Source organism: Streptomyces sp. NPDC048696 (assembly GCF_043198895.1).
Classification (GTDB): domain Bacteria; phylum Actinomycetota; class Actinomycetes; order Streptomycetales; family Streptomycetaceae; genus Streptomyces.
This window is the reverse complement of record NZ_JBICVJ010000007.1, coordinates 120,700-147,332: the sequence shown is the minus strand read 5'-3', so window position 1 is coordinate 147,332 and position 26,633 is coordinate 120,700. Positions and strand designations below refer to the sequence as shown.

The 26,633-nt window shown below is 69.5% G+C and carries 22 protein-coding genes; 13 read left to right on the top strand and 9 right to left on the bottom strand.

Annotation, left to right across the window (positions count from 1 at the left end; translation table 11 throughout):
- Position 1 precedes the first annotated feature (1 nt).
- Entirely contained in the window at positions 2-877 is an 876-nt protein-coding gene (locus ACGFRG_RS16925) for an aldo/keto reductase (RefSeq protein WP_393264606.1), read from the top strand.
- Positions 878-899: 22 nt separating this feature from the next.
- Here the strand turns inward: ACGFRG_RS16925 and ACGFRG_RS16920 are convergent, their stop codons facing one another.
- From ACGFRG_RS16920 to ACGFRG_RS16910, 3 genes are all read right to left on the bottom strand, one after another.
- Positions 900-1,313 carry a hypothetical protein gene (locus ACGFRG_RS16920; RefSeq protein WP_393264604.1) on the bottom strand — a complete coding sequence of 138 codons (414 nt, stop codon included), beginning with the start codon at positions 1,311-1,313 and terminating at the stop codon, positions 900-902.
- Positions 1,314-1,326: 13 nt separating this feature from the next.
- Positions 1,327-2,100: a DUF2127 domain-containing protein gene (locus ACGFRG_RS16915; protein WP_361420722.1), complete on the bottom strand. Its 774-nt coding sequence runs from the start codon at positions 2,098-2,100 to the stop codon at positions 1,327-1,329.
- A gap of 73 nt (positions 2,101-2,173) precedes the next feature.
- Positions 2,174-3,586 (bottom strand): cation:dicarboxylate symporter family transporter, encoded by a 1,413-nt coding sequence (locus tag ACGFRG_RS16910; RefSeq protein WP_393264601.1) that lies wholly within the window; start codon positions 3,584-3,586, stop codon positions 2,174-2,176.
- Positions 3,587-3,749: 163 nt separating this feature from the next.
- On the opposite strand from ACGFRG_RS16910, the gene ACGFRG_RS16905 reads away from it, so the two are divergent.
- From ACGFRG_RS16905 to ACGFRG_RS16880, 6 genes are all read left to right on the top strand, one after another.
- Positions 3,750-5,345: an ATP-binding protein gene (locus ACGFRG_RS16905; protein WP_393264598.1), complete on the top strand. Its 1,596-nt coding sequence runs from the start codon at positions 3,750-3,752 to the stop codon at positions 5,343-5,345.
- The gene (locus ACGFRG_RS16900; RefSeq protein WP_361420731.1) at positions 5,342-6,031 is read left to right on the top strand and encodes a response regulator; all 690 of its coding nucleotides are present in this window, start codon (positions 5,342-5,344) and stop codon (positions 6,029-6,031) included. The genes ACGFRG_RS16905 and ACGFRG_RS16900 overlap by 4 nt, the downstream gene beginning before the upstream one ends.
- A 104-nt stretch (positions 6,032-6,135) precedes the next feature.
- On the top strand, positions 6,136-7,491 hold the full coding sequence (locus ACGFRG_RS16895; RefSeq protein WP_361420734.1) for an extracellular solute-binding protein: 1,356 nt from the start codon (positions 6,136-6,138) through the stop codon (positions 7,489-7,491).
- The gene (locus ACGFRG_RS16890; RefSeq protein WP_361420737.1) at positions 7,488-8,345 is read left to right on the top strand and encodes a sugar ABC transporter permease; all 858 of its coding nucleotides are present in this window, start codon (positions 7,488-7,490) and stop codon (positions 8,343-8,345) included. The genes ACGFRG_RS16895 and ACGFRG_RS16890 overlap by 4 nt, the downstream gene beginning before the upstream one ends.
- Complete coding sequence (locus tag ACGFRG_RS16885; RefSeq protein WP_361420740.1) at positions 8,345-9,169, top strand: carbohydrate ABC transporter permease; 825 nt, start codon at positions 8,345-8,347, stop codon at positions 9,167-9,169. The genes ACGFRG_RS16890 and ACGFRG_RS16885 overlap by 1 nt, the downstream gene beginning before the upstream one ends.
- 143 nt (positions 9,170-9,312) lie before the next feature.
- A complete protein-coding gene (locus ACGFRG_RS16880) occupies positions 9,313-9,963 on the top strand; it encodes a helix-turn-helix domain-containing protein (protein WP_393264910.1) in 651 nt (216 codons plus the stop codon).
- Between the two features lie 27 nt (positions 9,964-9,990).
- On the opposite strand, the gene ACGFRG_RS16875 is transcribed toward ACGFRG_RS16880, so the two are convergent.
- Positions 9,991-11,016 (bottom strand): ATP-dependent 6-phosphofructokinase, encoded by a 1,026-nt coding sequence (locus ACGFRG_RS16875; RefSeq protein ID WP_361420743.1) that lies wholly within the window; start codon positions 11,014-11,016, stop codon positions 9,991-9,993.
- Positions 11,017-11,371: 355 nt separating this feature from the next.
- Here ACGFRG_RS16875 and pta point away from each other — a divergent pair, with 355 nt between their 5' ends.
- From pta to ACGFRG_RS16850, 5 genes are all read left to right on the top strand, one after another.
- Complete coding sequence (pta, locus tag ACGFRG_RS16870; RefSeq protein ID WP_361420746.1) at positions 11,372-13,459, top strand: phosphate acetyltransferase; 2,088 nt, start codon at positions 11,372-11,374, stop codon at positions 13,457-13,459.
- Complete coding sequence (locus ACGFRG_RS16865; RefSeq protein WP_361420749.1) at positions 13,456-14,703, top strand: acetate kinase; 1,248 nt, start codon at positions 13,456-13,458, stop codon at positions 14,701-14,703. Before pta ends, ACGFRG_RS16865 begins: the two co-directional genes overlap by 4 nt.
- A gap of 99 nt (positions 14,704-14,802) precedes the next feature.
- Positions 14,803-16,233, top strand: a complete 1,431-nt coding sequence (gene pyk / locus ACGFRG_RS16860; protein ID WP_361420752.1) for a pyruvate kinase — start codon at positions 14,803-14,805, stop codon at positions 16,231-16,233.
- 175 nt (positions 16,234-16,408) lie between these two features.
- Positions 16,409-17,677, top strand: coding sequence for a D-alanyl-D-alanine carboxypeptidase (locus ACGFRG_RS16855; protein ID WP_393264591.1), 1,269 nt, complete (start codon positions 16,409-16,411; stop codon positions 17,675-17,677).
- Positions 17,678-17,810: 133 nt separating this feature from the next.
- Positions 17,811-18,086 carry a type II toxin-antitoxin system Phd/YefM family antitoxin gene (locus ACGFRG_RS16850; protein ID WP_393264589.1) on the top strand — a complete coding sequence of 92 codons (276 nt, stop codon included), beginning with the start codon at positions 17,811-17,813 and terminating at the stop codon, positions 18,084-18,086.
- An 81-nt stretch (positions 18,087-18,167) separates the two neighbouring features.
- Here the strand turns inward: ACGFRG_RS16850 and ACGFRG_RS16845 are convergent, their stop codons facing one another.
- Positions 18,168-18,401 (bottom strand): DUF397 domain-containing protein, encoded by a 234-nt coding sequence (locus ACGFRG_RS16845; RefSeq protein WP_393264586.1) that lies wholly within the window; start codon positions 18,399-18,401, stop codon positions 18,168-18,170.
- Positions 18,398-19,258, bottom strand: coding sequence for a helix-turn-helix domain-containing protein (locus ACGFRG_RS16840; RefSeq protein ID WP_393264584.1), 861 nt, complete (start codon positions 19,256-19,258; stop codon positions 18,398-18,400). The genes ACGFRG_RS16845 and ACGFRG_RS16840 overlap by 4 nt, the downstream gene beginning before the upstream one ends.
- A 219-nt stretch (positions 19,259-19,477) precedes the next feature.
- Between ACGFRG_RS16840 and ACGFRG_RS16835 the strand changes: the two genes are divergently transcribed.
- The gene (locus ACGFRG_RS16835; RefSeq protein ID WP_393264581.1) at positions 19,478-19,951 is read left to right on the top strand and encodes an ATP-binding protein; all 474 of its coding nucleotides are present in this window, start codon (positions 19,478-19,480) and stop codon (positions 19,949-19,951) included.
- 489 nt (positions 19,952-20,440) lie between these two features.
- Here ACGFRG_RS16835 and ACGFRG_RS16830 read toward each other — a convergent pair whose 3' ends face one another.
- The 3 genes from ACGFRG_RS16830 to ACGFRG_RS16820 form a co-directional block, all read right to left on the bottom strand.
- Entirely contained in the window at positions 20,441-20,857 is a 417-nt protein-coding gene (locus ACGFRG_RS16830) for a hypothetical protein (protein ID WP_393264578.1), read from the bottom strand.
- Between the two features lie 16 nt (positions 20,858-20,873).
- Positions 20,874-25,295: a polymorphic toxin type 27 domain-containing protein gene (locus ACGFRG_RS16825; RefSeq protein WP_393264574.1), complete on the bottom strand. Its 4,422-nt coding sequence runs from the start codon at positions 25,293-25,295 to the stop codon at positions 20,874-20,876.
- 126 nt (positions 25,296-25,421) lie between these two features.
- Positions 25,422-26,156 (bottom strand): FG-GAP-like repeat-containing protein, encoded by a 735-nt coding sequence (locus ACGFRG_RS16820; RefSeq protein ID WP_393264571.1) that lies wholly within the window; start codon positions 26,154-26,156, stop codon positions 25,422-25,424.
- Between the last annotated feature and the right edge of the window lie 477 nt (positions 26,157-26,633).

Genomic DNA, 26,633 nt, shown 5'->3' with positions numbered 1-26,633 from the left:
CATGCGGTACCGCGCACTTGGGGATCTGTTGGTCAGCGCCATCGGGTACGGCGCCATGCCGCTCTCCATCGAAGGGCACCCCGACGAGAGCCGTGCCCTCGCCACCGTCCACGCCGCCCTCGACGCGGGCGTCACCCTCCTCGACACCGCCGACTCGTACTACGCCCCCGGCGGCGAAAGGGGCCACAACGAGCTGCTGCTCGCCCGCGCGCTCGGCTCGTACGGCGGCTCCCTCGACGGCGTACTGGTCGCGACGAAGGGCGGGCGGGGGCGTACGGACGACGGGGACTGGAGTGTCGACGGGCGGCCGGAGCACCTGAAGGCGGCCGCGAAGGGCTCGCTGCGCCGGCTCGGCACCGACGCCATCGGGCTGTACCAGCTGCACAAGCCCGACCCCGCCGTCCCGTTCACGGAATCGCTCGGCGCGCTGCGCGAACTCCTCGACGAGGGCGTCATCCGGCTCGCCGGGATCTCCAACGTCACCGAGGCGCAGATCCGGCAGGCGCGGGACATCCTCGGGGACCGGCTGGTCTCCGTGCAGAACCGGTACTCCCCCGCCGTGCGCGACACCGAGCCCGAGCTGCGTCTCACCGCCGAGCTGGGCCTGGCCTTCCTGCCCTGGAGCCCCCTCGGCGGCATCTCCCGCAGCTCGCTGGACGGGGCGTCGGCGGTGGCGGCCGACCCCGCGTTCGACGGGTTCCACACGGTGGCCCGCGAACGCGGAGTCAGCCCTCAACAGGTCGCGCTGGCCTGGCTGCTCGGCCGGTCGCCGAACGTCGTGCCCATCCCGGGCGGCAGCCGCCCCGAGTCCGTACGGGACTCGGCCGCGGCCGCCGACCTCGTGCTCGGCGAGGAGGAACTGGCGCTGCTGCCCTGACCGGCCTCGCCGTACGACCGGCTCAGTGGCGGCGCCGGTTGCGGATCTTCCGCACGATCCACCAGATCACCAGGACCACCAGCGCGACGAAGAGCAGGAAGATCACCAGCAGGAAGATGCCCAGCTTCTTGAGGAAGCTCTTCTTCTTTTTCTTCTTCGGCTTGGCGAGGGTGGTGTGCGCCGACTTGTCGTGCGCCCTGTAGGCCACCGTCTGCGCGGCGGGCGCCTGTGCGCCCGTCGTACGCGCCTCGGACACCGTCGCCGCCACCGTACGCACCACCGCGCTCGGCGGCGCGGCCTCCGCCGCCGCCGGGGCCACCAGGGCCCCGCCGAGCAGCAGGGCCAGCACCACGGCCGCCCGCCGGACACCCCTGCTGGTCAGGGTGGTCGTCCTCGTCGTCCGCACCGCTGTTGTCGCCGTTGTCGTTGTTGTCATCGTCCGAGTCCCTTCACGTCGTCCCCACCGCGAGACCGGCCGTCGCCTCGACTTCCATCAGCGACGCGCTGTGTCGCTCCGCCTCAAAGGCTGCCCGCCCGCCGCGCAGGCCGAACAGGCGCTTGGAGAGCAGGATGTAGAGCACGGCGAGCGCATTGAGCGCCAGCGTGACGATCTTGAAGTAGCTGACCTTCTCGGTGAGTTCGTAGATCTCCAGCGGCAGGAACATCGCCGTCGCCACCACCGTCAGGTACTCCGCCCAGCGCTTGGCCCGCCACAGGCCGACCGCCTCGACGATCTCGATCAGCGCGTACACGAGCAGCGCCACCGCCACGCCCACCAGCGTGGAGTGCTTGTAGCCGAACGACTTGCGGATGGAGTCGACGACCGGCGAGTGGTCCAGGTCGTAGTGGAAGTGCTGGAAGACCGGGCGGAAGACGTCCAGGTTCTCGTCGAAGAGCCGGCGCACCGAGTCCTGGCTGTTGCTGAACTTCCAGATGGCGAGCGCCACCAGGACGATGAACACCCCGCGCACCAGCCGCTCGACGGCCAGGAACCGCAGGATGAACAGGTCCCGCAGGACCTTTCCGCGCGGCACCAGCGGCGCGTCGTCCGCCGGTCCCGAGCCGTGCGGGGTGCCGAGGGCGAAGTCGCCGCAGCGCAGACAGCGCCAGGCCTCGCCGAGCCCGGTGTGGGCGCGCAGCCGCTGCTTCAGCTCCGCCTCGTGCGGCTCGTACGTCACATGGCCGCGCCGTGCGCACGTACGCCGGTCCCAGTCGATCTTCATGCTCGCCTTCTCTCCCCGTCACCCGCTTCCGGACGGACGCCCCGCACCGTAGTGGACGCCTGTCCAGACGCGCTCACGGGGTGGCGGGTTCCCGCTGATCAGGGACTTCCGCCGGGGCGTCGGCAGGCGAACCGGGAGAGTCCTGGTCGCCGTGGCCGTCGCCCGACGCGAACGTCACGTCGTCGAACGGCGCCCTGCCCGCCAGCACCTCCTCCACCCGCGCCTTGTCGATCTCCTTGGTCCAGGTACCCACCAGAACCGTCGCCACCGCGTTGCCCGCGAAGTTGGTCAGCGCCCGCGCCTCGCTCATGAAACGGTCGATGCCGACGATCAGGCCGACGCCGTCGACCAGTCCGGGGCGGTGCGACTGGAGGCCGCCGGCCAGGGTGGCCAGGCCCGCGCCGGTCACGCCCGCCGCACCCTTGGAGGCGACGATCATGAACAGGAGCAGCGAGATCTGCTGGCCCGCGCTCATCGGCTGGCCCATCGCGTTGGCGATGAAGAGCGAGGACATCGTGAGGTAGATCGCGGTGCCGTCGAGGTTGAAGGAGTAGCCGGTCGGGACCGTGATGCCGGCCACCGCGCGGCTGACCCCCAGGTGCTCCATCTTGGCGATCAGGCGCGGCAGCGCGGTCTCCGAGGACGAGGTGGACAGGATCAGCAGGAACTCGCGGCCCAGGTACTTCAGGAGCCGGAAGATGTTCACTCCGGCGAGCAGCCGCAGCAGGGTGCCGAGGACCACGAAGACGAAGAGCGCGCAGGTGATGTAGAAGCCGATCATGATCACGGCCAGCGATTTCAGCGCGTCCGTGCCGGTCTCGCCGACCACCGCCGCGATGGCGCCGAACGCGCCGACCGGCGCCGCCCACATCACCATCGAGAGGATCCGGAAGACCAGCTTCTGGATGTGGCCGATGCCGCGCAGCACCGGCTCGCCCGCCGAGCCCATGGCCTGCAGCGCGAAGCCGACGAGCAGCGCGATCAGGAGCGTCTGGAGGACCTGGCCCTCGGTGAACGCCGAGACCATCGTCTTGGGGATGATCCCGAGCAGGAAGTCGGCGGTCGACTCGCTGGCCCCGGCCGCCTGCTTGGCACCCGCGTGCCGGGTGGCCTCGGTCAGGTGCAGTCCGGAGCCGGGCTCCAGGATGTTGCCGACGACCAGGCCGATGGCGAGCGCCACGGTCGACATCACCAGGAAGTAGCCGAGCGCGAGGCCGCCGACCACGCCGACCTTGGCGGCTTTGCGGACCGAGCCGATGCCGAGCACGATCGTGCAGAAGATGATCGGCGAGATCAGCATCTTGATCAGGTTCACGAAACCGGTGCCGATGGGCTTCAGCTCGACGGCGACGCCGGGGGCTGCGAAGCCCACCGCGATGCCGATCAGTACCGCGCCGACGACGGCGAGGTAGAGGTAGTGGGTACGGCGCTCCCCCCGGCCCTCGGGGGCCTGGGGTCGGTCCCGCCTGGCGGCTGCTGTGGTCACGGGGTGCCTCCTGATGCTTCCCGTACGCGTCCCGCGTACGTCGGTCCACGTCCCGGTGGATCCCCGCGACTATCCACCAGGCTGTGACGCGGGTCACCGTTGCGTGCATTTCGTTCACGCACCTTGTTCAAACCGCGACCTGCGCAGGTGCAGACTGTCCGGCATGCGCATTCCCCGTCCCCGCTCCCTCGCGGGCCAGCTCTTCGCCATGCAGGCGGTGCTGGTCGCGGCGATCGTGGCGGGCTGCGCGCTCTACTCGTACGTCCAGGACAGGGCGCAGGCCGAGGAGACCGCGCGGCGGCAGACCACCGCGATCGCGACCGCCGTCGCCACCTCCCCCGCCGTGGTGGAGGCGGCCCGCTCCAAGGACCCGACGGCCGTCCTGCAGCCGTACGCGGAGACGCTGCGGCACACCTCGGGCGTCGACTTCGTGGTGGTCCTGGCGCCCGACGGGACGCGCTGGACGCATCCGGTGCCCGGCGAGATCGGCCGCAAGTACCTAGGCGACATCCGGCCCGCGCTGCGCGGCGAGACGTTCAGCGAGACCCACATGGGCGTGCTCGGGCCCTCGGTGCGGGTCGTGGCGCCGGTGCGCGACCACGGCCGGATCACCGCCCTGGTCAGCGCGGGCATCACCATCGACAAGATCAGCGAGCAGGTGCGCAAGCAGGTCGCGGCGCTGCTCGCGGTCGCCTCCGGGGTGCTGGCGTTCGGCGGGCTCGGCACATACGTGATCAACGCGCGGCTGCGGCGGCACACCCACGGCATGAACGCGGCCGAGCTGAGCCGGATGCACGACTACCACCAGGCCGCCCTGCACGCCGTGCGCGAGGGGCTGCTCATGCTGGACGGGCAGCGCCGGATCGCGCTGATCAACGACGGCGGCCGCGAGCTCCTGGGGCTCGGCGAGGACGCGGTGGGCCGCTCGGTCGCCGGGCTCGGGCTGCCCGCGCCGCTCGTCGGGGCGCTGCTCGCGAGCGAGCCGAGGGCGGACGAGGTGCATATGACCGCCGACCGGATCGTGGTGGTGAACACCCGGCCGGTCTCCAGCGGCGGCCGCCGGGGCACCGTGGTGACCCTGCGCGACCACACGGAACTCCAGGCCCTTTCAGGGGAGTTGGACTCCGAGCGCGGATTCACCCAGGCGCTGCGGGCGCAGGCGCACGAGGCCGCCAACCGGCTGCACACGGTGGTCTCGCTGATCGAGCTGGGCCGGGCCGAGGAGGCCGTGCGGTTCGCCACCGCCGAGCTGGAGCTCGCCCAGGCCCTCACCGACCAGGTCGTCACGGCGGTCGGCGAGCCGGTGCTCGCCGCGCTGCTGCTCGGCAAGGCCGCCCAGGCCAACGAGCGCGGCGTCGAGCTGACCCTGACCGAGGGCAGCGCGATCGAGGACGGCCTGCTGCCGCCCACCCTGCCCTCGCGCGACCTGGTCACCGTCCTCGGCAACCTGGTGGACAACGCGGTCGACGCGGCCCAGGGCAGCACGCTCGCCCGGGTGGCGGTCACGCTGGCCACCGAGGACGAGCACCTTCTCGTACGGGTGGCGGACAGCGGGGCGGGCGTCGACCCGGCGGCGGCCGACGCGGTCTTCGAGCGCGGCTGGTCCACCAAGAGCCCCGGCCGCGGGATCGGGCTCGCGCTGGTCCGGCTGACCGTGGCGCGGCACGGCGGGAACGTGGAGCTCGCCCAAGGGCCTTACGGGGGAGCCGAGTTCACCGTACGGCTGCCGCTGGTGCGCAGTGAGGCCGTGCCGGTATGAGCGCCGACGGTCCCATCAGAGTGCTGGTCGTCGAGGACGACCCGGTCGCCGCCGACGCGCACCGGCTCTACGTCGGGCGGGTGCCCGGCTTCACGGTCGCCGGGGTCGCCCACTCGCGGGCCGAGGCGCTGCGCGCGCTCGACCGCGTCGAGGCCGACCTGCTGCTCCTCGACCTCTACCTCCCCGACGGGCACGGCCTCCAGCTGGTCCGCTCGCTGCGGGCGGCCGGACACAGCGCCGATGTGATCGCGGTGACCTCGGCCCGCGATCTGACGATGGTCCGCGAGGGCGTCTCGCTCGGCGTGGTCCAGTACGTACTGAAGCCCTTCACCTTCGCCACCCTGCGCGACCGGCTGGTGCGCTACGCCGAGTTCCGTGCCACGGCCGGGGAGGCCAGCGGGCAGGAGGAGGTGGACCGGGCGCTGTCCACGCTGCGCGCGCCGCAACCCACCGCCCTGCCCAAGGGGCTCAGCGCCCCCACCCTCCAGGCCGTCACCCGCACCCTGCGCGCCTCGGCGGCGGGCGTCACGGCGACGGCGGCGGGCGAGGCGGTCGGCATCTCGCGGATCACCGCCCGCCGCTATCTGGAGCACCTGGTCGACACGGGCCGCGCCGAGCGCACCCCGCAGTACGGGCAGATCGGGCGCCCGGAGCTCCAGTACCGCTGGGTCGACTCCCGCCACTGACAGGGAAGTTGACGGACCGTCAGTCCGATTCGGCCCCATTGACCATGACCACCGGCGGCTTTACGTTCACCGGGCAGCCATTCGTGGCCAGAGGAGGTCGTGCCGTGCGCCCCACCGCCGTTGCCCCGTTCGTCCTCGCCACCGCGCTCGCCGCCGGTTCGCTCGCCGCCTGCGGCGGCTCCGGCGGCGACTCGGGCACCGTCAAGGTCGCCTACAACCGCTCGACCGACAACAAGGTCCGCTTCAAGGACGACTTCCTCTCGTCGGTGAAGGAGCGGTTCGAGAAGGACCACCCCGGCAAGAAGATCAAGCTCGTCCCGATCCAGGCCCCGGACAACGACTACGCCACCAAGGCGCAGCAGATGATGCGCTCCGCCAAGACCGCGCCGGACCTCGTCTACGAGGACACCTTCCGCATCAACTCGGATATCAAGGCCGGGTACTTGAGACCCCTCGACGACAAGCTGGCCGCCTGGGACTCCTGGAGCCGCTTCGTCCCCACGGCGAAGGCGGCCGCCAAGGCGGAGGACGGCAGGACGTACGGGGTGCCGGACGGCACGGACACCCGGGGCCTGTGGTTCAACAAGGCGATCTTCACCAAGGCCGGGCTGCCCGTCGACTGGCAGCCGAGGAACTGGGCGGACATCCTGGACGCCGCCCGCACCATCAAGAAGATGGTCCCCGGCGTCATCCCGCTCAACGTCCTGACCGGCAAGGCGGTCGGCGAGGCGGCGGTGATGCAGGGCTTCGAGATGCTTCTGTACGGCACGGGCGAGAACCCGCTGTACGACCCGGCCCAGCGCAAATGGATCACCGGCTCGCAGGGGTTCCGGGACGCGCTCTCCTTCGTACGGACGGTGTACGGGGAGAAGCTGGGCCCGGACGTCTCCGACGCGCTCGACGCCAATGTGAACACCCGGGTCGCCACCGAGTGGCTGCCCGAGGGGAAGCTGGCGATCGCGCTCGACGGCTCGTGGCTGGGGCAGTTCTGGACCGCCAAGGGCGCCAAACCGTGGCCGTCCTGGCCGACCGCGCTCGGCCGGGCCGCGATGCCGACCAAGGACGGACAGGCGCCCGGCCGGATCTCCATGTCCGGCGGCTGGACCTGGGCGATCCCGCAGAAGGCCAAGAACCCGGACCTGGCCTGGGAGTTCGTCAAGCTGTTGCAGACGCCCGCCAACGCGGTGAAGTGGGATGTGGTGGACGCGCAGATCGCGGTGCGCGACGACGTGGCCGCGGACCCGGCGTATCTGAAGTCGATGCCGGGGATCGACTTCTTCACCGGCCTGGTGAAGGACACCCGCTACCGCCCCGCGCTGCCGGTCTATCCGCAGGTGTCGACCGCGATCGGGGAGGCGATGGAGGCGGTGACCACGGGCGACTCCTCGGCGGCGGACGCGGCCAAGGCGTATGACGGCCAGCTGAAGGCGATCGCGCAGGGCGCGGTGACGGCCCGGTGACGGCCCGGCCGCTGCGCTGGCTCCCGCTCGCCCCCGCCACCCTGCTCCTGCTGCTCTTTCTGGCCGGCCCCATCGGCTACTGCGTCTACATCGCCTTCACGGACATGCAGTTGACCGGCTCGTCCGGCACCAGCTTCGTCGGGTTCGCCAACTTCCGGCGGGCGTTCGCCGACCCCGGGTTCCGCAACGCCGTCTGGCTGACCGTGGTGTTCACGGTGCTCTCCTCGATCGTCGGGCAGAACACCCTCGGGCTCGCGCTCGCCGCGCTGATGCGGCGCGCCTCGCGGCCGGTGCGCACCCTCACCGGGACGCTGGTGATCGCGGCCTGGGTGCTGCCGGAGATCGTCGCCGCGTTCCTGCTGTACGCGTTCTTCCGCCGCGAGGGCACCCTCGACGCGATCCTCGGCTGGCTCCATCTGCCCACCCAGAACTGGCTGTTCGGGCTGCCGATCCTGGCGGTGTCGTTCGCCAACGTGTGGCGCGGAACCGCGTTCTCGATGCTGATCTACTCGGCCGCGCTCGCCGAGATCCCGCGGGAGATCACCGAGGCGGCAGAGGTCGACGGCGCCAGCGGGATCCGGCGCCTGTGGCACATCACGCTGCCGATGATCCGCCGCTCCATCGGCACCAACCTGATGCTCAACACCCTCCAGACGCTCTCCGTCTTCGGGCTGATCTGGGCGATGACCCGGGGCGGCCCGGGCCGGCGCAGCCAGACGCTCCCGGTGTTCATGTACGACCAGGCGTTCCTGAAGAGCCTGATCGGATACGGAACGGCCGTTGCCCTGCTGCTCCTTGTGGTGGGAGCGTTGTTCTCCGTGGTCTATCTGCGGCTGATGCGGGTGGAGGTGTGATGCGGCGCCGCACCAAGCAGCGCCTCGCGGCCGACGCCGCGCTGCTCGGCGCCGCCGCGGCCTTCGCGCTCCCGCTGCTGTGGGTGCTGCTCTCGTCGCTGGACACCGAGGCGGACCTGCGGGTACGGGTGCCCGGCTCGCCGACCCTGGACAACTTCTCGGCCGTGTGGACCGACGACATCACCTTCACACCGATGCTCAACAGCCTGATCCTGTGCGGCGGGGCGACCGCGCTGACGGTGGCGTGCGCGGTGCTCGCCGCCTACCCGCTCTCGCGCTACCGCTCGCGGCTGACCCGCCCGTACCTCCTGACGGTCCTGTTCACCACGTGTCTGCCGATCACGGCGGTCATGGTGCCGGTGTACGGGCTGTTCGTGCAGGTCGACCTGATCGACACGATGTACGGCACGGCGCTCTTCCTCGCCGCCTCCCAACTCCCGTTCGCCATCTGGCTGATGAAGAACTTCATGGACGGGGTGCCGCGCGTCCTGGAGGAGGCGGCCTGGACCGACGGGGCGTCGATGCCGCAGACGCTGTGGCGGGTGATCCTGCCGCTGATGGGGCCGGGCGTGCTGGTCGTGACGATCTACACCTTCATCATGCTGTGGGGGAACTTCTTCGTCCCCTTCATGCTCCTGCTCTCCCCCGACCGACTGCCCGCCTCGGTCTCGATCTTCACCTTCTTCGGCAACTACGGTTCGGCGGTCTACGGCGAACTCGCCGCCTTCTCGATCCTCTACTCGACACCTGTGCTCCTCCTGTACGTGGCGATCGCGGGGCGCCTGGGCGGCGGATTCGCGCTGGGAGGAGCGGTCAAGGGGTGAGCGGGCCGTCGTGACGTATCCGATAAATGGAGACGTACGTTCCTACGGACTGCCAGATTTGGGCGAACACACCGTGGTCACCCGTCACCCTGTGCACCTACGGTGTGCCCGTGCACCCCACCCCGCCCTTCAACGCCCCCGCCATGCGCCGTCTGCGCGAGGCGCTGGGCATGGCGCCCGGCCATGTCGCCTACGGCCTGTACGCCCAGTACGGGCTGCGGGTCTCCCCCGAGACCGTCCTCCTGTGGGAGCGGGGCCTGGCCACCCCCGACTCCCGTGAGCTCACCGCGCTCGCGGGGGTGCTGTGGTGCTCGCCGGGCGATCTGATGGCCGCGGCGGCCACGCTGCGCGAGCACCGGATGGCGCGCGGGCTCAGCGCCGAGGACCTGGCGCGGCGGGTCGGGGTGGAGGCCGGGGCGTATCTGAAGATGGAGGAGTCGGGCCGCTGGCGCGGCAACGAACGCCAGTCCCAGGCGCTGTCCGAGGCCCTTGGCCTGAGCCTGCGCGAGTACGTCACGGCGACCGGCCAGGAGGACGAGCTGGCGGAACTGCTGCGCAGCGCGGTCACCACCCGCTGGCAGGCCTACGTCCGCCCGGCCACCAAGCTCCTGCCGCTGCCCCGCCACCACCTCCAGGACGTCCTGGAACAACTGCACACCGACTACCAGGGCCGCATGGTGTCCACGATGAGCTGGGGCACCAGCGGCACACCGGCGGACCAGACGACGGGCGACGCGGGCCGCGAGTTCCTGGACCGCATAGTGGACCACTTCTGGGCACTGGCGCAGGAGTAGGCCACCCGCACCGGGGACCGGATCAGGTCAGAACACCGACTCCGCCTCGAACATCCGGTCCGCCGGGACCGTCTTCAGTTCGGTGACCGCCGACGCCAGCGGGGCCATCACGATGTCCGTGCCCCGCAGCGCGGTCATGTTGCCGAAGTCGCCCCGGTGCACCGCCTCCACCGCGTGCCACCCGAACCGGGTCGCCAGGACCCGGTCGTACGCGGTCGGCACACCGCCGCGCTGCACATGGCCGAGGATGACCGGCCGGGCCTCCTTGCCCAGGCGCCGCTCCAGCTCCACCGCGAGCCGGTTGCCGATGCCCGCGAACCGCTCGTGTCCGTACTGGTCGATCGCGCCCTTCTCGTACGGCATGGAGCCCTCGGCCGGGTGCGCGCCCTCGGCGACGCAGATGACCGCGAACTTCTTGCCCCGCGCGAACCGCTCCTCGACCATCTTGACCAGGTCGTCCACCTCGAACTGCCGCTCCGGCAGACAGATGCCGTGCGCGCCGCCCGCCATGCCGGACTCCAGCGCGATCCACCCCGCGTGGCGTCCCATCACCTCGACGACCATCACCCGCTGATGCGACTCGGCGGTCGTCTTCAGCCGGTCGATGGCTTCGGTGGCGACCATGACGGCGGTGTCGAAGCCGAAGGTGCGGTCGGTGGAGGAGATGTCGTTGTCGATGGTCTTGGGCACGCCGACCACCGGCATCCCGGCGTCCGACAGCATCCGCGCGGCCGTCAGCGTGCCCTCGCCGCCGATCGGGATGAGCGCGTCGATGCCGTAGCGGCGGGCGAGCTCCGCGCAGTTCTCGGCGGCCTCGCGCAGCCGGGCGCGCTCCAGGCGGGCCGAGCCCAGGATGGTGCCGCCGCGCGCGAGGATGCCGCTGACCGCGTTGAGGTCGAGCGGGCGGAAGTGTCCGTCGAGCAGGCCCTTGAAGCCGTCCTCGAAGCCGATGACCTCGTCGCCGTGGCCGGTCATGGCCCGGTGCACGACCGACCGGATCACTGCGTTCAGGCCGGGACAGTCGCCGCCTGCGGTGAGAACTCCGATGCGCATCGTGCTCAGTCTCCTGCTCGTTCGGTGCCGTGCTCGGCGGCGCGGGAAGCGGACGTACGAGAAGACGTACCCGGAACATCCGACAGATGTCCCGACAGACGTCCCGCAACCGCGCCGACGACCCGATTGTCACACGCACAGCACGGGCCCCGCCCGCCCACTGCGTCCCGGCCGACCGGCCCCCAGGTCCTTGGTCCCACCCGTCCGGGACCTTCTTCCCAGCCTCCACCCGGACCCTCGGCCCGGCGGGCGCTTTAACCACCCGCAGAGGTATTGTCAAGAGGGAAACCGTGCCCCATCTGCACTTTTTCCACCCATGAAGCCAGGCGACGAAGACAAGAAGGGGAGAGCACGCGTGACGCGCAGCGTGTACGTGACCGGGATCGACCGGGGAGACGGCCGCCAGGTCATCGAGCTGGGAGTCATGGAGCTCCTGACCCGCCAGGTGGACCGGGTGGGCGTGTTCCGTCCGCTGGTGCACGACGGCCCCGACCGGCTGTTCGATCTGCTCCGCGCCCGCTACCGGCTGTCGCAGGACGCGGCGACCGTGTACGGGATGGACTACCACGAGGCGTCCGCGCTCCAGGCCGAGCGCGGCACCGACGAGCTGGTCTCCCAGCTCGTCGACCGCTTCCACAAGGTCGCCCGCGACTACGAAGTGGTCCTCGTGCTCGGCACCGACTTCGCGGACACCCAGCTCCCGGACGAGCTGGCGCTCAACGCACGGCTCGCCAACGAGTTCGGCGCGTCCGTGATCCCGGTGGTCGGCGGCAAGGGCCAGACGGCCGAGTCGGTGCGGGCCGAAGCGCGCAACGCCCACCGCGCCTACGAGGGCCTGGGCTGCGATGTGCTCGCGCTGGTCGTCAACCGGGTGAATCCGCAGGACCGCGACGCGATCGCCGAGCGGCTCGGCGCCCGCTTCCCGGTGCCCTGCTATGTGCTGCCCGACGAGGCCGCGCTGGCCGCGCCGACCGTCGCCCAGATCACCTCGGCACTCGGCGGAACGGTTCTGCTCGGCGATGACGCGGGGCTCGCCCGCGACGCGCTCGACTTCGTCTTCGGCGGCGCGATGCTGCCGAACTTCCTGAACGCCCTGACCCCCGGCTGCCTCGTGGTGACCCCGGGCGACCGCGCCGACCTGGTCGTCGGCTCGCTGGCCGCGCACAGCGCCGGCACTCCGCCGATAGCGGGCGTCCTGCTCACCCTGGACGAGCGGCCCGGCGAGGCCATCCTCACGCTCGCCGACAGGCTCGCGCCCGGCACCCCGGTGGTCGCGGTGAGCGGCGGCTCCTTCCCCACCGCGCAGGAACTGTTCGCGCTTGAGGGCAAGTTGAACGCCGCGACCCCGCGCAAGGCGGAGACCGCGCTCGGCCTCTTCGAGCGCCACACCGACACCGCCGATCTGCTGGCCCGGATGTCGGTGGCCCGCAGCGGCCGCGTCACCCCGATGATGTTCGAGCACGATCTCCTGGAGACCGCCCGCGCGAACCGGCGCCGCGTCGTGCTGCCCGAGGGCGCCGAGGAGCGCGTGCTGCGCGCCGCCGATGTCCTGCTGCGCCGCAACGTCTGCGACCTCACCCTGCTCGGCGACGTCGAGGTCATCCGCAAGAAGGCCGCCGACCTCGGCATCGACGTCACCAGGTGCGAGATCACCGACCCGCAGACCTCCGAGCTGCGCCAGCGCTTCGCCGAGCGGTACGCCCAGCTGCGCGCGCACAAGGGCGTGACGGTGGAGCTCGCGTACGACGTGGTCGCGGACGTGAACTACTTCGGCACGCTGATGGTCCAGGAGGGCCTGGCCGACGGCATGGTCTCCGGCTCGGTGCACTCCACCGCCGCCACCATCCGCCCCGCCTTCGAGATCATCAAGACGAAGCCGGACGCCTCGATCGTCTCGTCCGTCTTCTTCATGTGCCTCGCCGACAAGGTGCTGGTGTACGGCGACTGCGCGGTCAACCCGGACCCGAACGCCGAGCAGCTGGCCGACATCGCGGTCCAGGCGGCCGCCACCGCGGCCCGCTTCGGCGTGGAGCCGAGGATCGCGATGCTCTCGTACTCGACGGGCACCTCCGGCTCCGGCGCCGACGTCGACAAGGTGCGCGAGGCCACCAAGCTGGTCCGCGAGGCGCGCCCGGACCTGCGCGTCGAGGGCCCGATCCAGTACGACGCGGCCGTCGAGCCGTCCGTGGCCGCGACCAAGCTGCCGGGCTCGGAGGTGGCCGGGCAGGCGACCGTACTGATCTTCCCGGACCTCAACACCGGCAACAACACCTACAAGGCCGTGCAGCGCTCGGCCGGCGCCGTGGCCGTGGGCCCGGTGCTCCAGGGTCTGCGCAAGCCGGTCAACGACCTCTCGCGCGGCGCCCTCGTCCAGGACATCGTCAACACCGTCGCCATCACGGCCATCCAGGCCCAGGCACAGGGGCAGGAGACCTCCGCATGACCACCGCCCACCCGACCCAGGCGCTCCCCTCGCGCGTCCTCGTGCTCAACTCGGGCTCGTCGTCGGTGAAGTACCAGCTGCTCGACATGAACGGTTCCGCGCGCCTGGCCGCGGGCCTGGTCGAGCGGATCGGCGAGGCCACCTCGCGCCTGGTGCACAGCCCGCTGGCGACGGGCGGCGACAAGCGCGAGACGACCGGCCCGATCGCCGACCACGCGGCCGCCCTCAAGGCGGTCGCCGAGGAGCTGGCCAAGGACGGGCTCGGCCTGGACTCGCCGGAGCTCGCCGCGATCGGCCACCGCGTGGTGCACGGCGGTCTGAAGTTCAGCGCGCCGACCGTGATCACCGAGGAGGTCATGGCGGAGATCGAGCGCCTCGTCCCGGTCGCCCCGCTGCACAACCCGGCGAACATCACCGGCATCCGCACCGCGCAGGCGCTGCGCCCGGACCTGCCGCAGGTCGCGGTCTTCGACACCGCGTTCCACACGACGATGCCGGAGAGCGCCGCGCGCTACGCGATCGACGTGGAGACCGCCGACGCGCACCGCATCCGCCGCTACGGCTTCCACGGCACCTCGCACGCGTACGTCTCGCGCGAGGCCGCCAAGCTGCTCGGCAAGGACCCTTCGGAGGTCAACGTCATCGTCCTGCACCTGGGCAACGGCGCCTCCGCGTCGGCGGTCCGGGGCGGCCGGTGCGTGGACACCTCGATGGGCCTGACCCCCCTTGAGGGCCTGGTCATGGGCACCCGCTCGGGCGACATCGACCCGGCGGTGACGTTCCACCTCAAGCGGGTCGCCGGGATGTCGGAGGACGAGATCGACACCCTGCTGAACAAGAAGAGCGGCCTGGTGGGGCTCTGCGGCGACAACGACATGCGGGAGATCCGCCGCCGTATCGACGAGGGCGACGAGCGGGCCGCGCTCGCCTTCGACATCTACATCCACCGGCTGAAGAAGTACATCGGCGCCTACTACGCGGTGCTGGGCAAGGTGGACGCGGTCGTCTTCACCGCCGGTGTGGGCGAGAACGCGGCGCCGGTGCGCGCGGCGGCCGTGGCGGGCCTGGAGGAGCTGGGCCTGGCGGTCGACGGCGAGCTGAACGCCGTACGGGCCGACACGCCGCGGCTGATCTCGCCGGAGTACGCCCGGGTGGCCGTGGCGGTGGTACCGACGGACGAGGAGCTGGAGATCGCGCAGCAGACGTACGCACTGGTCCGCTCGGAGACCGGCGCGGGCGTCTGAGGCACGGGTTTCGGGCCTCGCCTGAGCGCACCTCCGCCCATTTGTATCTTCCACCAGACGGAATATTCCGCAGCGAAACAAACCGATAGGATCCGCCTCATGCGCCGTTCCAAAATCGTCTGCACACTGGGCCCCGCCGTCGACTCGTACGAGCAGCTGACCGCTCTCATCGAGGCCGGAATGAATGTGGCCCGCTTCAACTTCAGCCACGGTTCCCAGGCAGAGCACCAGGAGCGGTACGACCGGGTGCGCAAGGCCGCCGCGGACACCGGCCGGGCCGTGGGCGTCCTCGCCGACCTCCAGGGACCGAAGATCCGCCTGGAGACCTTCGCCGAGGGCCCCGTCGAGCTGGTGCGCGGTGACGAGTTCACCATCACCGCCGAGGACGTCCCGGGCGACAAGTCGATCTGCGGCACCACCTACAAGGGCCTGCCGGGCGACGTCTCCAAGGGCGACCCGATCCTGATCAACGACGGCAACGTCGAGCTCAAGGTGACCGCGGTCGACGGCCCCCGGGTCAGGACCATCGTCATCGAGGGCGGTGTCATCTCCGACCACAAGGGCATCAACCTGCCCGGCGCGGCCGTGAACGTCCCGGCCCTGTCCGAGAAGGACAAGGACGACCTGCGCTTCGCCCTGCGGATGGGCTGCGACCTGGTCGCGCTCTCCTTCGTCCGCGACGCCGACGACGTCAAGGACGTCCACGCGGTGATGGACGAGGTCGGCCGCCGGGTGCCGGTCATCGCCAAGGTCGAGAAGCCGCAGGCCGTCGCCAACATGGCGGACGTCGTCGCGGCCTTCGACGGTGTGATGGTGGCCCGTGGCGACCTGGCGGTGGAGTACCCGCTGGAGAAGGTCCCGATGGTGCAGAAGCGCCTCATCGAGCTCTGCCGCCGCAACGCCAAGCCGGTGATCGTCGCGACCCAGATGATGGAGTCGATGATCACCAACTCGCGCCCGACCCGCGCGGAGGCCTCCGACGTGGCCAACGCCATCCTGGACGGCGCGGACGCGGTCATGCTCTCCGCCGAGTCCTCGGTCGGCGCGTACCCGATCGAGACGGTCAAGACGATGTCCCGCATCGTCGAGGCCGCCGAGGAGGAGCTGCTCTCCAAGGGCCTGCAGCCGCTGGTGCCCGGCAAGAAGCCGCGCACCCAGGGCGGTTCGGTCGCCCGCGCGGCCTGCGAGATCGCGGACTTCCTGGACGGCAAGGCGCTGGTCGCGTTCACCAAGTCGGGCGACACGGCCCGCCGCCTTTCCCGCTACCGCACGGTCCAGCCGATCCTGGCCTTCACCACGGACGCCGGCACCCGCAACCAGCTGGCGCTGAGCTGGGGCGTCGAGTCGTTCGTCGTGCCGCACGTGGACAACACGGACGCGATGGTCGACCTGGTGGACGCGGAGCTGCTGAAGCTGAAGCGGTACACCGAGGGCGACACCATGATCATCACGGCGGGCTCGCCCCCCGGCGTCCCCGGCACCACCAACATGGTCCGGGTACACCACTTGGGCGGCGGCCAGCAGGGCTGAGTTCGTACGCACGGCGCTACGCGCTGTCGTACCCGGTCGTACGCGCACGAGGGCGGCATCCCGGACGTTTCCCGGGGTGCCGCCTTCCGCTATGGGGGCACGAGTTACGGTCCGTTGCGCAGTCGCGGAGAGCCCGCAACAGGATCTACACATTCCGTGGGGTACGTTCGCGTTCATGCGTGCCCCGATAACTGTGCAGTTCAGCCGCCCGCTGGCCATCGCGGCCCTCGCCGTGACGTCGGCGGTCTGCGGCGCCGCCCCCGCGGCCGCCCACACCGTCAAACCGGGCACGCCGGCGGCCGCCCACCCGGTGAAGCCGGGCACGCCCGCGCCGGGAAAGCCGACGCCGGGGCCGCCACGAGCCGGGGCCGCCCGCAAGGAGCCCCCCGCAAACATGTCGACCGCGGGCGGCGAGCAGCTGGGCCGGCCGGGCCCGCAGACGGGCGCGGGCGCCCCCGCACTCCCGCCCGACCTGTCCGCCCTCTCCTGGATGGTCTCGGACGCGGACACGGGCCAGGTGCTCGCGGCGAGCAACGCGCACTGGCCGCTGCCGCCCGCCTCCACCCTCAAGATGCTCTTCGCGGACGCGGTCCTGCCGGCGGTCCCGGGCACGGCCAGCCACAAGGTGGAACCGGCCGAACTCACCGGCATGGGCGACGGCAGCAGCGCGGTCGGCATCGTGCCGGGCCAGACGTACCAGGGCGCGGACCTCTGGCGCGGCGTGTTCCTGCGCTCGGGCAACGACGCGGTGCACGTCCTCGCGTCGATGAACGGCGGCGTGGCGAAGACGGTCGCGGACATGCAGGCGAAGGCGGACGGTCTCGGCGCGAAGGACACGCAGGTACGCAGCCCCGACGGCTATGACGCGGAGGGCCAGGTGTCCTCGGCGTACGACCTGACGCTGTTCCTCCGCTCGGGCCTGACGAACAAGGACTTCAAGGAGTACTGCTCGACGGCGGACGCGATGTTCCCCGGCGGCCCCAACACCAAGGGCAAGCCGTTCGGCATCTCCAACACCAACCGCATGCTGTCCGGCATCGACGGCGTGAGCAAGTACCCCGGCCTGATCGGCGGCAAGAACGGCTACACGACCCACGCCGGCAACACCCTGGCCGAGGCGGCCACCCGCGACGGCCACACGGTCCTGGTGACGGTGATGAACCCCCAGGAGAACAGGCGCGACAAGGTCTACGCGGAAACCCGCGCGCTGCTGGACTGGGGCTTCAAGGCGATCGCGGCGCACGCCCCGTCGATCGGCACCCTGGACCTCGCGAAGCCGTCCTCGTCGTCCAAGTCCCCCGGCACGGCGGCAGCTTCCACCGACTCGTCGGGCTCGCTGGGCGTCCTGGGCTGGACGGGTGTGGGGGCGGCGGCGGTTGTGGGGGTCGGGGCGGTGTATGTGGTGCTTAAGCGGAGGCCTGTTCGGGGGCGGCGGAGGGGGTAGGGGGGTGGGGGCGCCTCGGCCCCGGTTCGGATCCGTGTCCGGATCCCGGCCGGGTCGGCACCGGCCCGTCCACACGGGCGCGCTCTGTCTCGACTCGGCCCCGGAGTGTGCCCGCATCTCTAACCTGGTGGCCATGAACCTGATGGCCATGACGGAGACCACCTACTCGCTCGCCGAAGCCTGCACCCGGCTCGGCGCCATCGCCCGCGAGGTCAGCACCACGGGCGAGCCCGTCGCCATCACTGACCACGGACACACCATCGCGATGCTGGTGAGCCCGGCGGATGCCCTGGAGCTCCAGGAGGCGCGGGCGCTGGCCGCCTATTGGGAGCGGCAGGGACGCGGGGAGTCGGCCGGTGTGCCGCACGGCGAGGCGTTCCGCCGTGTCTTCGGCGGAGATGAAGCGTGACGTACCAGGTCATCCCGGAGGGCTTCAGCCCGCGCGAAGGCCACCACCGACCGGGTCAACCGTCTCCCTGCGGCCACGTCGTCAGCTCAGAAATGACGAACGGGCATGCTCCCCGCCCCTGATGCCGTCGACAAAGTCCTGTATCGCGGCCCGTCCGAACACGAGGGCCGGTCCAGTGGGACGCTTCGAGTCGCGTATAGCCAAGAGTGCGGCGTTGAGCCGGGCTGTTTCTACGCAGTCGCTGTTCCCGCCGCTGTAGCTGGACTTGATCCACGCAACGCCGAGCGCAGAGGAATCGGGAATGTGCTTGCTCACTTGGCCTGTTCCTTCGTTTGCTCGATGAGTTCCAGCGACCGGTCGAAGGGCAGGGCCGCAGCCCTCAGTCGCTCGAACGCTTCTCCGTACAGTTGTACGTCAGCGGCCTCCTCGATGTAGAGGCTGTTCGAAAGGTTCTCCAGCAGCACAACATCGAGGTCCGTCCGCTCGGGGAACCCCAGGATCGTGAACCCTCCGGCCGCGCCGGGGTGCGGAGCGGCGTCCGCAGGCATGACCTGCACGTTTACATGAGGAAGTTCGGCGAGGTCGAGCAGGCGCTGCAACTGGTCCCTCATGATGCCTGCGCCCGCTCCACCCATGACCACCGGTTTCAGCGCTGCTTCATGAACGATCGCCCAAAAAGCCAGCGGCTCCGGCCTGTTCAGGACGGACTGGCGAGCGATGCGCACATCGACCAGCGCGTTCACCTTGCCTGGAGTGGCGGTCATGTTGATCGCTGCGATCACAGCTCGGGCGTACGCAGCGGTCTGAAGCAGTCCGGGAATCAGCAGCGGCTGGAAGGTGCGCACACCCGACGCCTCTGCCTCCAGACTGATCAAGTCGCTGTAGACCGGTGACAAGATGTCCTTGTACGTCTGCCACCACCCGCGCTTGCCACCCTCACGGGCCAGCCCGACGAGCCCTTCACGCCGACTGCGGTCACGCACTCCGTACAGGTCGAGCAGCTTCTCGACGTCCGCGGGCTTCGCCGCGACGCGCCCGGTTTCGACGCGCGAGAGCTTGGCGCCGGTGAACCCCGTCCTCACCGCGACTTCTTCGAGCTTCAGGCCCTTGTCCTCACGGAGCTGACGCAGCGTGGCGCCGAGTCGGCGGCGCCGTACCGTCGGTGCGCTCATCTCCCCCTGCTCTGCATGTCGATGGGCTCAGTCTGCACCCACAGTGATTGCGGGCGCTACGAGTTCGCACGCTACTACCTGCCAGGTTCGACAAGATATGCAAATTTACTGATTCCCAATTCAGCTTGCACGTCGAGGAGTTGAAGGCCACTCTGGGCGTAAGGGATCGCACACGCTGAGTGATCACCCCGTATCTCGTCATGCCCCTGGAGGCGCGCCATGGACCCCATGGCAGAACACAACCTCAAGCGTTACGAGCAGCAACTGCACGCCTGCCCGGAAGCCCTGACAGTCGTACGTAGGACCGTACGCGCACACCTCGACTCATGGGGTCTCGGCGACCTGGCCGACCCCGCAGCCCTCTGCGTGACCGAGCTACTGGCCAACGTCGACAAACACACCGGCTCGACGGAGTGCCTGCTCACCCTCCACCACCACGGCGACCGCATCCGCGCCACGGTTCGCGACACGGCACGCACTCTGCCGATCGCGAGGGAGCCGGACCTCCTGGCCGAGAGCGGCCGGGGGCTGTTCCTGATCGAGCACACAGCCCACGCATGGGGCGCCACCGCGACCACCACCGGGAAAGAGGTCTGGTTCGAGTTAAGGGTCAGACCACCAGAGCCCGCCCCCGACGAAAACACCCCGGCGACCGTGGCACCGGTCACCGGGGTACGTCGACCAACCTCGTAGGAGCTGACGACATGACCGACCCTATCCCCGAGCCCCGCACGTGGGCACCCAACCCACCAAGCCGCCGCGGCACATACCCGAAGGCGGGGTGCCGAGCGTGATGGAAATGCAACAGTGGCGCGACGGCTGGGACCGAGCCTCGGATGCCACGGAAGCACTCAGGAAAGTGCTGGAAGAACTCGGAGCCGCTGACCGAGCCCGCGAACGGCTCAGGCCCATCGTCAGCGGCAGAGGAACGCCGTGGGTGGAGCTTGGCATGATCCCGGCGTCTCTGGCGGAGGCTGTGGCGGAGGCGATCCGTGCCGGGTTGGATGGCCAGGTGCCTGCCGAAAGCGGCGGCGACGGAGGGGGACCGCCAAGGTGAGCGGCTTGACGGACCGTCGCGGCGGTGGAAGGCGACGAGACATTCGGCGAGGCTGAGCCCAACAGAGCTGGGGCTGCACGCCATTCTGCCCGCGTGCAGCCCCAGCTCTCTCCATCTCTGAGCGGTCAGTCCACCGTGCCCGACTCCGCCGGGAACTCCGGTGGCCAGGGCTTGGACCAGTCGTACAAGAACTCCCGGTCGCCCATCAGCTCGTACTCGGCTTCACGCCAGCCAGGGTTACCGCCAACGACGAAGCTGCCGCCGTCATCGGGCTCCAGCATCCACGTGTACGCACTGTCGTCCGCCGGGATGCCATGCCGCTCACTCAGTACGGCAAACTCGGCGGCGGTGGCACGCCGAATGTGGAGGCCGTTCCGGTAGTACGGCTTGAGGAACATCAGCTCCACATGCCCAATGTAGACCTCGACCCGCGTAGTGGTCCGGTCCACCGCCAGCGCGTCGCTCTGCAGCATGAGCTGGCGATGCGAAGGATCGAAGCCGACGACCCTGAACAGCCGTCCCTCCCGGATAAAGTCCGTCATGACTGGAATGGTCTCCTCAGTTGTCGGGTACAGGCGTTCCGTTGGCCAGCTTGAAGCGTTCCGGGTGGACCCTCACGACCTTGCCCTCGGCATTGGTCATGTACCACTCGATCGACGACCAGTTGCGACCACCTTCGCCTTCCCCCAGCCTGACTGCCGTCCGGAGTTTGGTCATCTCCCACGCGGTGCCGTAACCGCGGCTCCGCACGGTCTCCCAGTCGCCTGGCTTGATCGTCTCTCCTCGCTTCAGTAGCAGTTCCAGAGCCTCATCGGCGGTCTTGGCACCCTCGACACCGTCCAACGACACCGAGATGGGGACCGTTGGGTTGCTCACAGCTCTTTCCACACCCACGGTCCAGATCGGCCGCTTGCCCATGCCCAGGCTCTCAGGCAGTTCCCTGCCGAATGACTTTCCGTTGAACGTGTGGGCACCGAGGCTCTTTGCGAGATCGTCGGCCATGGGGTTGATCCCCAGCAGAATATGGTCCCCGTCGTTGACGAGATCCTTGAGGATTGCATCGATGCACTCGTTGTGGACGAGGATGGGCTTCGAACCCGAGTACACATAGTAGGTGTGGCCGTTGTCGACCTCGAAGTTGAAGACCCGTGTCTTCCTCTTGACGAGAGTCGTGCCGAGGACCCGCTCCGTGGAGCCGTCCTTCGTCTGGAACTGGTCGCCTGTCCGCAGATTGCGGGACTCGACCCAGCCCCGGCCCTTGACCCAGAACCGATGGGAGTCAGTCGCCTCGACTCTTCCCCCGGCAGTGCGGATCTCTACGAGCTGTTCCACCGTCCGGTTGAACAGCTTGAGAACCGGCTGCAGGGACTTTTTCCCTGTCACCAGATCGGTGGACCAGACCCGGTCGCCGACCGTGACCTGCTCGATGGGTTTCGGGCCGTCTGCAGTCGCGACCTTGGTCCCAGCTGGGAAGCAACGTCCGACCAGAGCCTCAGCCCCCACCCGCTCCAGCCCCGCGATGGCCTCGGCACTGAGCCCGGAGAAGCGCAGACCCCACAGGGCTTCGCTGATCCGGCCGCCGTTCATCATGGCCGCGCGCAGCCCCACGGCGAAGCGCAATCCCGCGCCGAGTGCCGAGGGGATGACGATGCTGCCGACAAGCCAGGCACAACTCTTGAGCTTGCCGTGACGACAGTCGATCACGTCTCTGAATGCCGCGGTGACCAACGCCTTGAGGATGCTTTCAGTCAGCTTCAATCCGTCGATGTGAACGCTGTTCTCCTGGAAGCGGACGTCCAGCGGCGAACTCGCCAAGTAGTCGCGCTGGATACTCGCGCCACAATTCGCACGCGAGACGCCGGGCAGGGGGCACGTCTCCAGGAAGAAGTCCATGTGGCCGTACACGTGGTACTCAAGATCGATCTCGCAGCCGATCCCACCACCACTGTGCGTACCAACGCAGTCGCTCTTGGGATCGATATCGACGAGCGTGTCCGGGCTGGGGCGCATCACCACGCCGTCCAGTCCGACAGGACCATCAGTAGACCTGTCGCTCTCCCGCTTCGCCTCGTCCTGGGTGGTTTCCGTTCGTTGAGCCGCCTGTTGGGCTTCCGTCGCGAGCTCCTGCGCGTGCGCGGCTGCTGTCTCGGCGGTCGTGGCATCTTTTTCGGCTTGGTCGGCGACGCCGCTTGCGGTGGCAGCGTCCGATTCGGCCTCATCAGCGGCCTTGCGGGCAGATGAAGCGTCCGATTCGGCCGCGTCTGCCGAACCACGGGCATCCGTGGCATAGCCGCCGGCCTCGGTGGACGCGGCAAGTGCTGCCGCTGCGTCCTCCGTCGCCTGGCGGTCGTACTCAATGGTGTTGGCTTCAGCCCTCTTCGCTGCCTTGGCCGCGTCCGCTGCTTCCTTCGCCGATGCCTGGGCTTTCGCCAGGGAGACCACGGCCTGCGCGGCGGAGGCGGCGGCCTCTGCGGCAGCGGTGGCGGCAGCCTTCGCGTCAGCGTCGGCCTGGGCAGCGAGCTTGGCTGCGTCGGCCGCCGCTTTCGCGGCCTGATCAGCCTTCGCCTTGGCAACCGCCTGCTGTTGCTCGGCTGCGTTCTTGGCTGCCTGACCGGTCAGCACGGCTAGGCCCGCCGAGGAGTCGGTTTCCTTGTACGGAGAACCCAACTCGATAGCATCGTTGGCAGGTTGCACAACCTGAGCTGCGGAGTCGCGGGCAGCCAAGGACGCCAGCGAAGTGGCGTAGGCGAAGCCCGCCGCCTGAATCGAGGTGTCCGAAGCCGCGTTCGCCTCGGTGCGGGCGATGGCGGCATTAGCCTTGGCCTCGGTCGCCTTGGCTCGGGCCGTATTGGCCAGCGCCTTGGCGGTACGGGCGTTCTGCGCCGCCGCCTCGGACGCGGAGATCGCGTCGGCAGCTGCTGCGTGCGCCTTCGTCACGGCGGCGTGGGTAGTCGCGACATCCCGCTGTGCGCCGTCCGACGCCGCCTTGGCACGCGCTGCCGACGCTTCGGCCTTTGTCGCCGCTTCGCGGGCGTTGGCTGCGGCTGTGGTGGCCGTGTTCGCCGCCGCGCGGGCGTTGGTAGCCGCGGTTGCCGCCTCATTGGCAGCGGTCCGCGCCTGGGTTGCAGCTGCGCGCGATGCTTGAGCCGCATCGGTGCTCTCGTCAGCGTCGGCCTTCGCTTCGAGAGCGTTCGCCTTGGCCGCCAGGGCGTCCCGGTTGGCCTCGGCCTCAAGGGCACCGTTGCGCGCCGTGGCCGCCTTGCCTTCGGCAGCCACCGCCGCGTCCTTCTTCTCCGACGCGGTCTTGCCCGCCGCCTGCGCCTCGCTCAACTTCGTTGCGGCGATGTCCCGTTGGCCTTGAGCCTGCTTGTCGGCAGCGGCGGCCTTGGCCTGCTCGGCGGCCGCGACTTCCTTCTGTGCCTTGGCGTTGTCGCGCTCCGCCTCGGCGGTGGCCCGCTTCGCCTTGGCGTCGGCCGCGGCGTTCTTGGCCGTCGTCTCGGCAGCCTCCGCCTTGGCCTGGGCGGCCTTGGCCTTGGCCGCGTTCTCGGCGGCCTTGGTGGCCTGAAGAGCAGCACCGTCGGCAGCAGCCTTGGCCTGCGCCGCTGCCTCTTCGGCCGCCTTTCGGCGGAACTCCGCCTTGGAGGCGTGGGCCTGCGTCATGGCCAGGGCGCTGAGGGTCTTACCGTCCGCAACCGAGGCACGGGTCGCGTTCATCGCGGTCTCCGTGGCCTTCGATGCGGCCAGGGTGGCGGCTGCCGACGCCTTGGTGATCTGAGCGGCCTGCTGCGCGTACATCAGGCCGCGGCCACGCGGCAGTCCTGCGGCGTCGGCGATGGCATAGGCCGCCTGCTGAGCGGGGTCCACTGCGGCGGCTTGCGTGTTCGCGTCCAAAGCGGCACGTGAGGCCACGAACACCCGGCCGGTGGCGCGGGCCTGAGCATTGCCGATGCGTCTCTTTACCTCGGCGAATTGGTCCGGCGTGGGAGGGCGCGGATCCGTCTTCGGGTCACTCTTGGCCCAAGAATCCTGCCAGGACGTCAAAACGCTCGCGATCGTCGACTGGGCAATGGCTTCACCCATCGCCTGCGCGGCGACCTGCAGATCCTTGTTGGCATTGGCCTCGGCAGCGAGGATGGTGTCGCGCTGGTCTTTCTGGCCTGCTATCTCCGACTGCCACTCTGTGGACGCGATGGTCAGCTCGGGGCCGAGCACCTTGTTCGGGTCGTGCGGGTTCTTGCTGGCACAGGAAGCGAAGCGCGCCTTGAGATTTTCGACATCGATCCGGAACTCCAGAGAGCCCGAGTCCGGCGCGGCGGTGGGGAATCCGCCGGTCTGCAGGAAGAGGCGCGCGTCATCCGCATACATGCCATGCATGGACGTCATGTCCTCAAGAGCTTGACGCTCTTCGAGGGTGCTGCCGGAATCCGAGGAGTAGCGGGTCTTCCCGATCTCCGTGACCGCGGCCGCCGACTCCTTGCTCGCCAGCGGAGTGAGATCCGCATAGAAGTCGCTCTCAGTGGTCCAGAACTGGGCTGCAATCCAATTCGCATACCCCGTTTCACCGAACAGGTCTCGCAGGTTGTAGCTCGGAACGTCAGCGCCGGTGGGCCATAGGAGCGGTATCTCCTTCTGCCAGACCGTGACGCGGCCGTGGTCGTCATCGAAGGGGCTGGACAGTTCAGCCATTTTCACACTCGCCCACTCCCGGTCCTTGGCATAGGCCTGGCTGAGCGGCGTGTGATCCCAGAAGTTGGGGGCTGCAGCGGTGTGCAGTTCGGCGTCGGTTCCGTGCAGGCCGGCCCGAGCCACAGCTTTCATCTCGGCGCCGCCCTTGCGCAGGACGAAGCCGAGCCTGCATTGGTCCTCACGGACCTGCGCCGCCGCGTTGAGATCGAATTGGTCGGGTCCATCTGAGCTTGCCGCGGCCGAGCGGGTGGCGGGGAAGGGTTGCACTCCGCTGCCGGAGACGGTGACAGCCACCGATGTGGCCAAGGCCGTGGAGGCCAGGAGTTTCGACCATCTGCCGAGGCGCCGGCGTCTGGTCCAGGGTGCGTTCGTACGCATGGGGAATCAGCCTTCTGCTGGGTGAGGGAGGGAACGCGGCGCTCAGAAGAGAGTGTCGAAGCCGTCCCAGCCGCCGGTGCCGATCTGCACCCGGGGGGCGAAGGGGGCACTCGGGTTGCCGGTGCCCTTGAACAGCCACAGCGCTCCGGCCTTGTCGCTGGCGATCAAGTCCGCTTTGCCGTCACCGTCGTTGTCGCCGGTCGAGGCCAGCAGTACGTACGCGTCCCACCCCTTGCCGACCGTGATGCGGTTGCCGAGCGCGGCATCCGCCACGGCGTTGCCCGTACCCGGATAGATGTAGAGGGTGCCGTCTGTTCCACGGGCTATGAGATCGGCTTTGCCGTCACCGGTGTAGTCACCTCGGCCGACCAGACGGTCCATGCCGTTCCAGCCACCACTCCCGATCCTGATCCTGGTCTCCAGCTGGCCGTCGGCCCGGCCCTGGTAGAGCCAGAGCGCTCCTGCCGCGTCCCGCCCGATCAGATCGGGCTGCGGGCTGCCGCCCATATTCCCCACCGAGACCAGGAGGTTGAACATGTCCCACCCGCCGCCGATCAGTTTGGTGTCGTTGTCGCGCTCGGCGGTGTAGTAGAGGTTGCCGTTCATCCGGTAGTAGAGATCATTACCCGTGCCATTGGCCGAGACATTCGCCTGGACGATGGCCGTCATGTCGCCGAACCCACCGCCCATGTCCACCCCGGCTTTGACGCCACCGGTGCCGCTTGGCTCGTAGTCGACCAGGTGGCCGTTCGCCTTCCGGCCAAACAGCGGGAACATCTGCGGGGTTGGGGGCGAACCGTCCGCCGCACTCGCTTTCTGTGCCGCTGTATCCGCTGTCCGATCCCCGATGACCGGCAAAGCCGATCTCGCCACCAACACCGCGACAACGGCCAGGGCGAAAGCCGTTGCGTACACCACCACCCGTCGAACCGAGCGGCTGACTGAACTCAGCATAAGGAAAGGGCTCCTCACAGGGGTCACGAGCGCAGACATGCACGCGGGCACGCCAAAAAGCTCGCTGCCTCCCCCATGAATGCCCCCGCGCCGGGTCCACGACCGCGGCACCTGTCACTCTAATGAGAGTCACGAATTTCTGTGAAGGTTATTTGAGCCACCTGTGAAGACAGTGATGAAAACGAGACGGCCGTGGGGGGCGGGCCGGCACGATGATGGGGGCCGGCGGCGGGCGGGGGGCCGGCGCGGGGGGGTTTTTGTTGTGGTGGGTGTTTTTGTTTGGTTTGGGGTTGTTTTTTT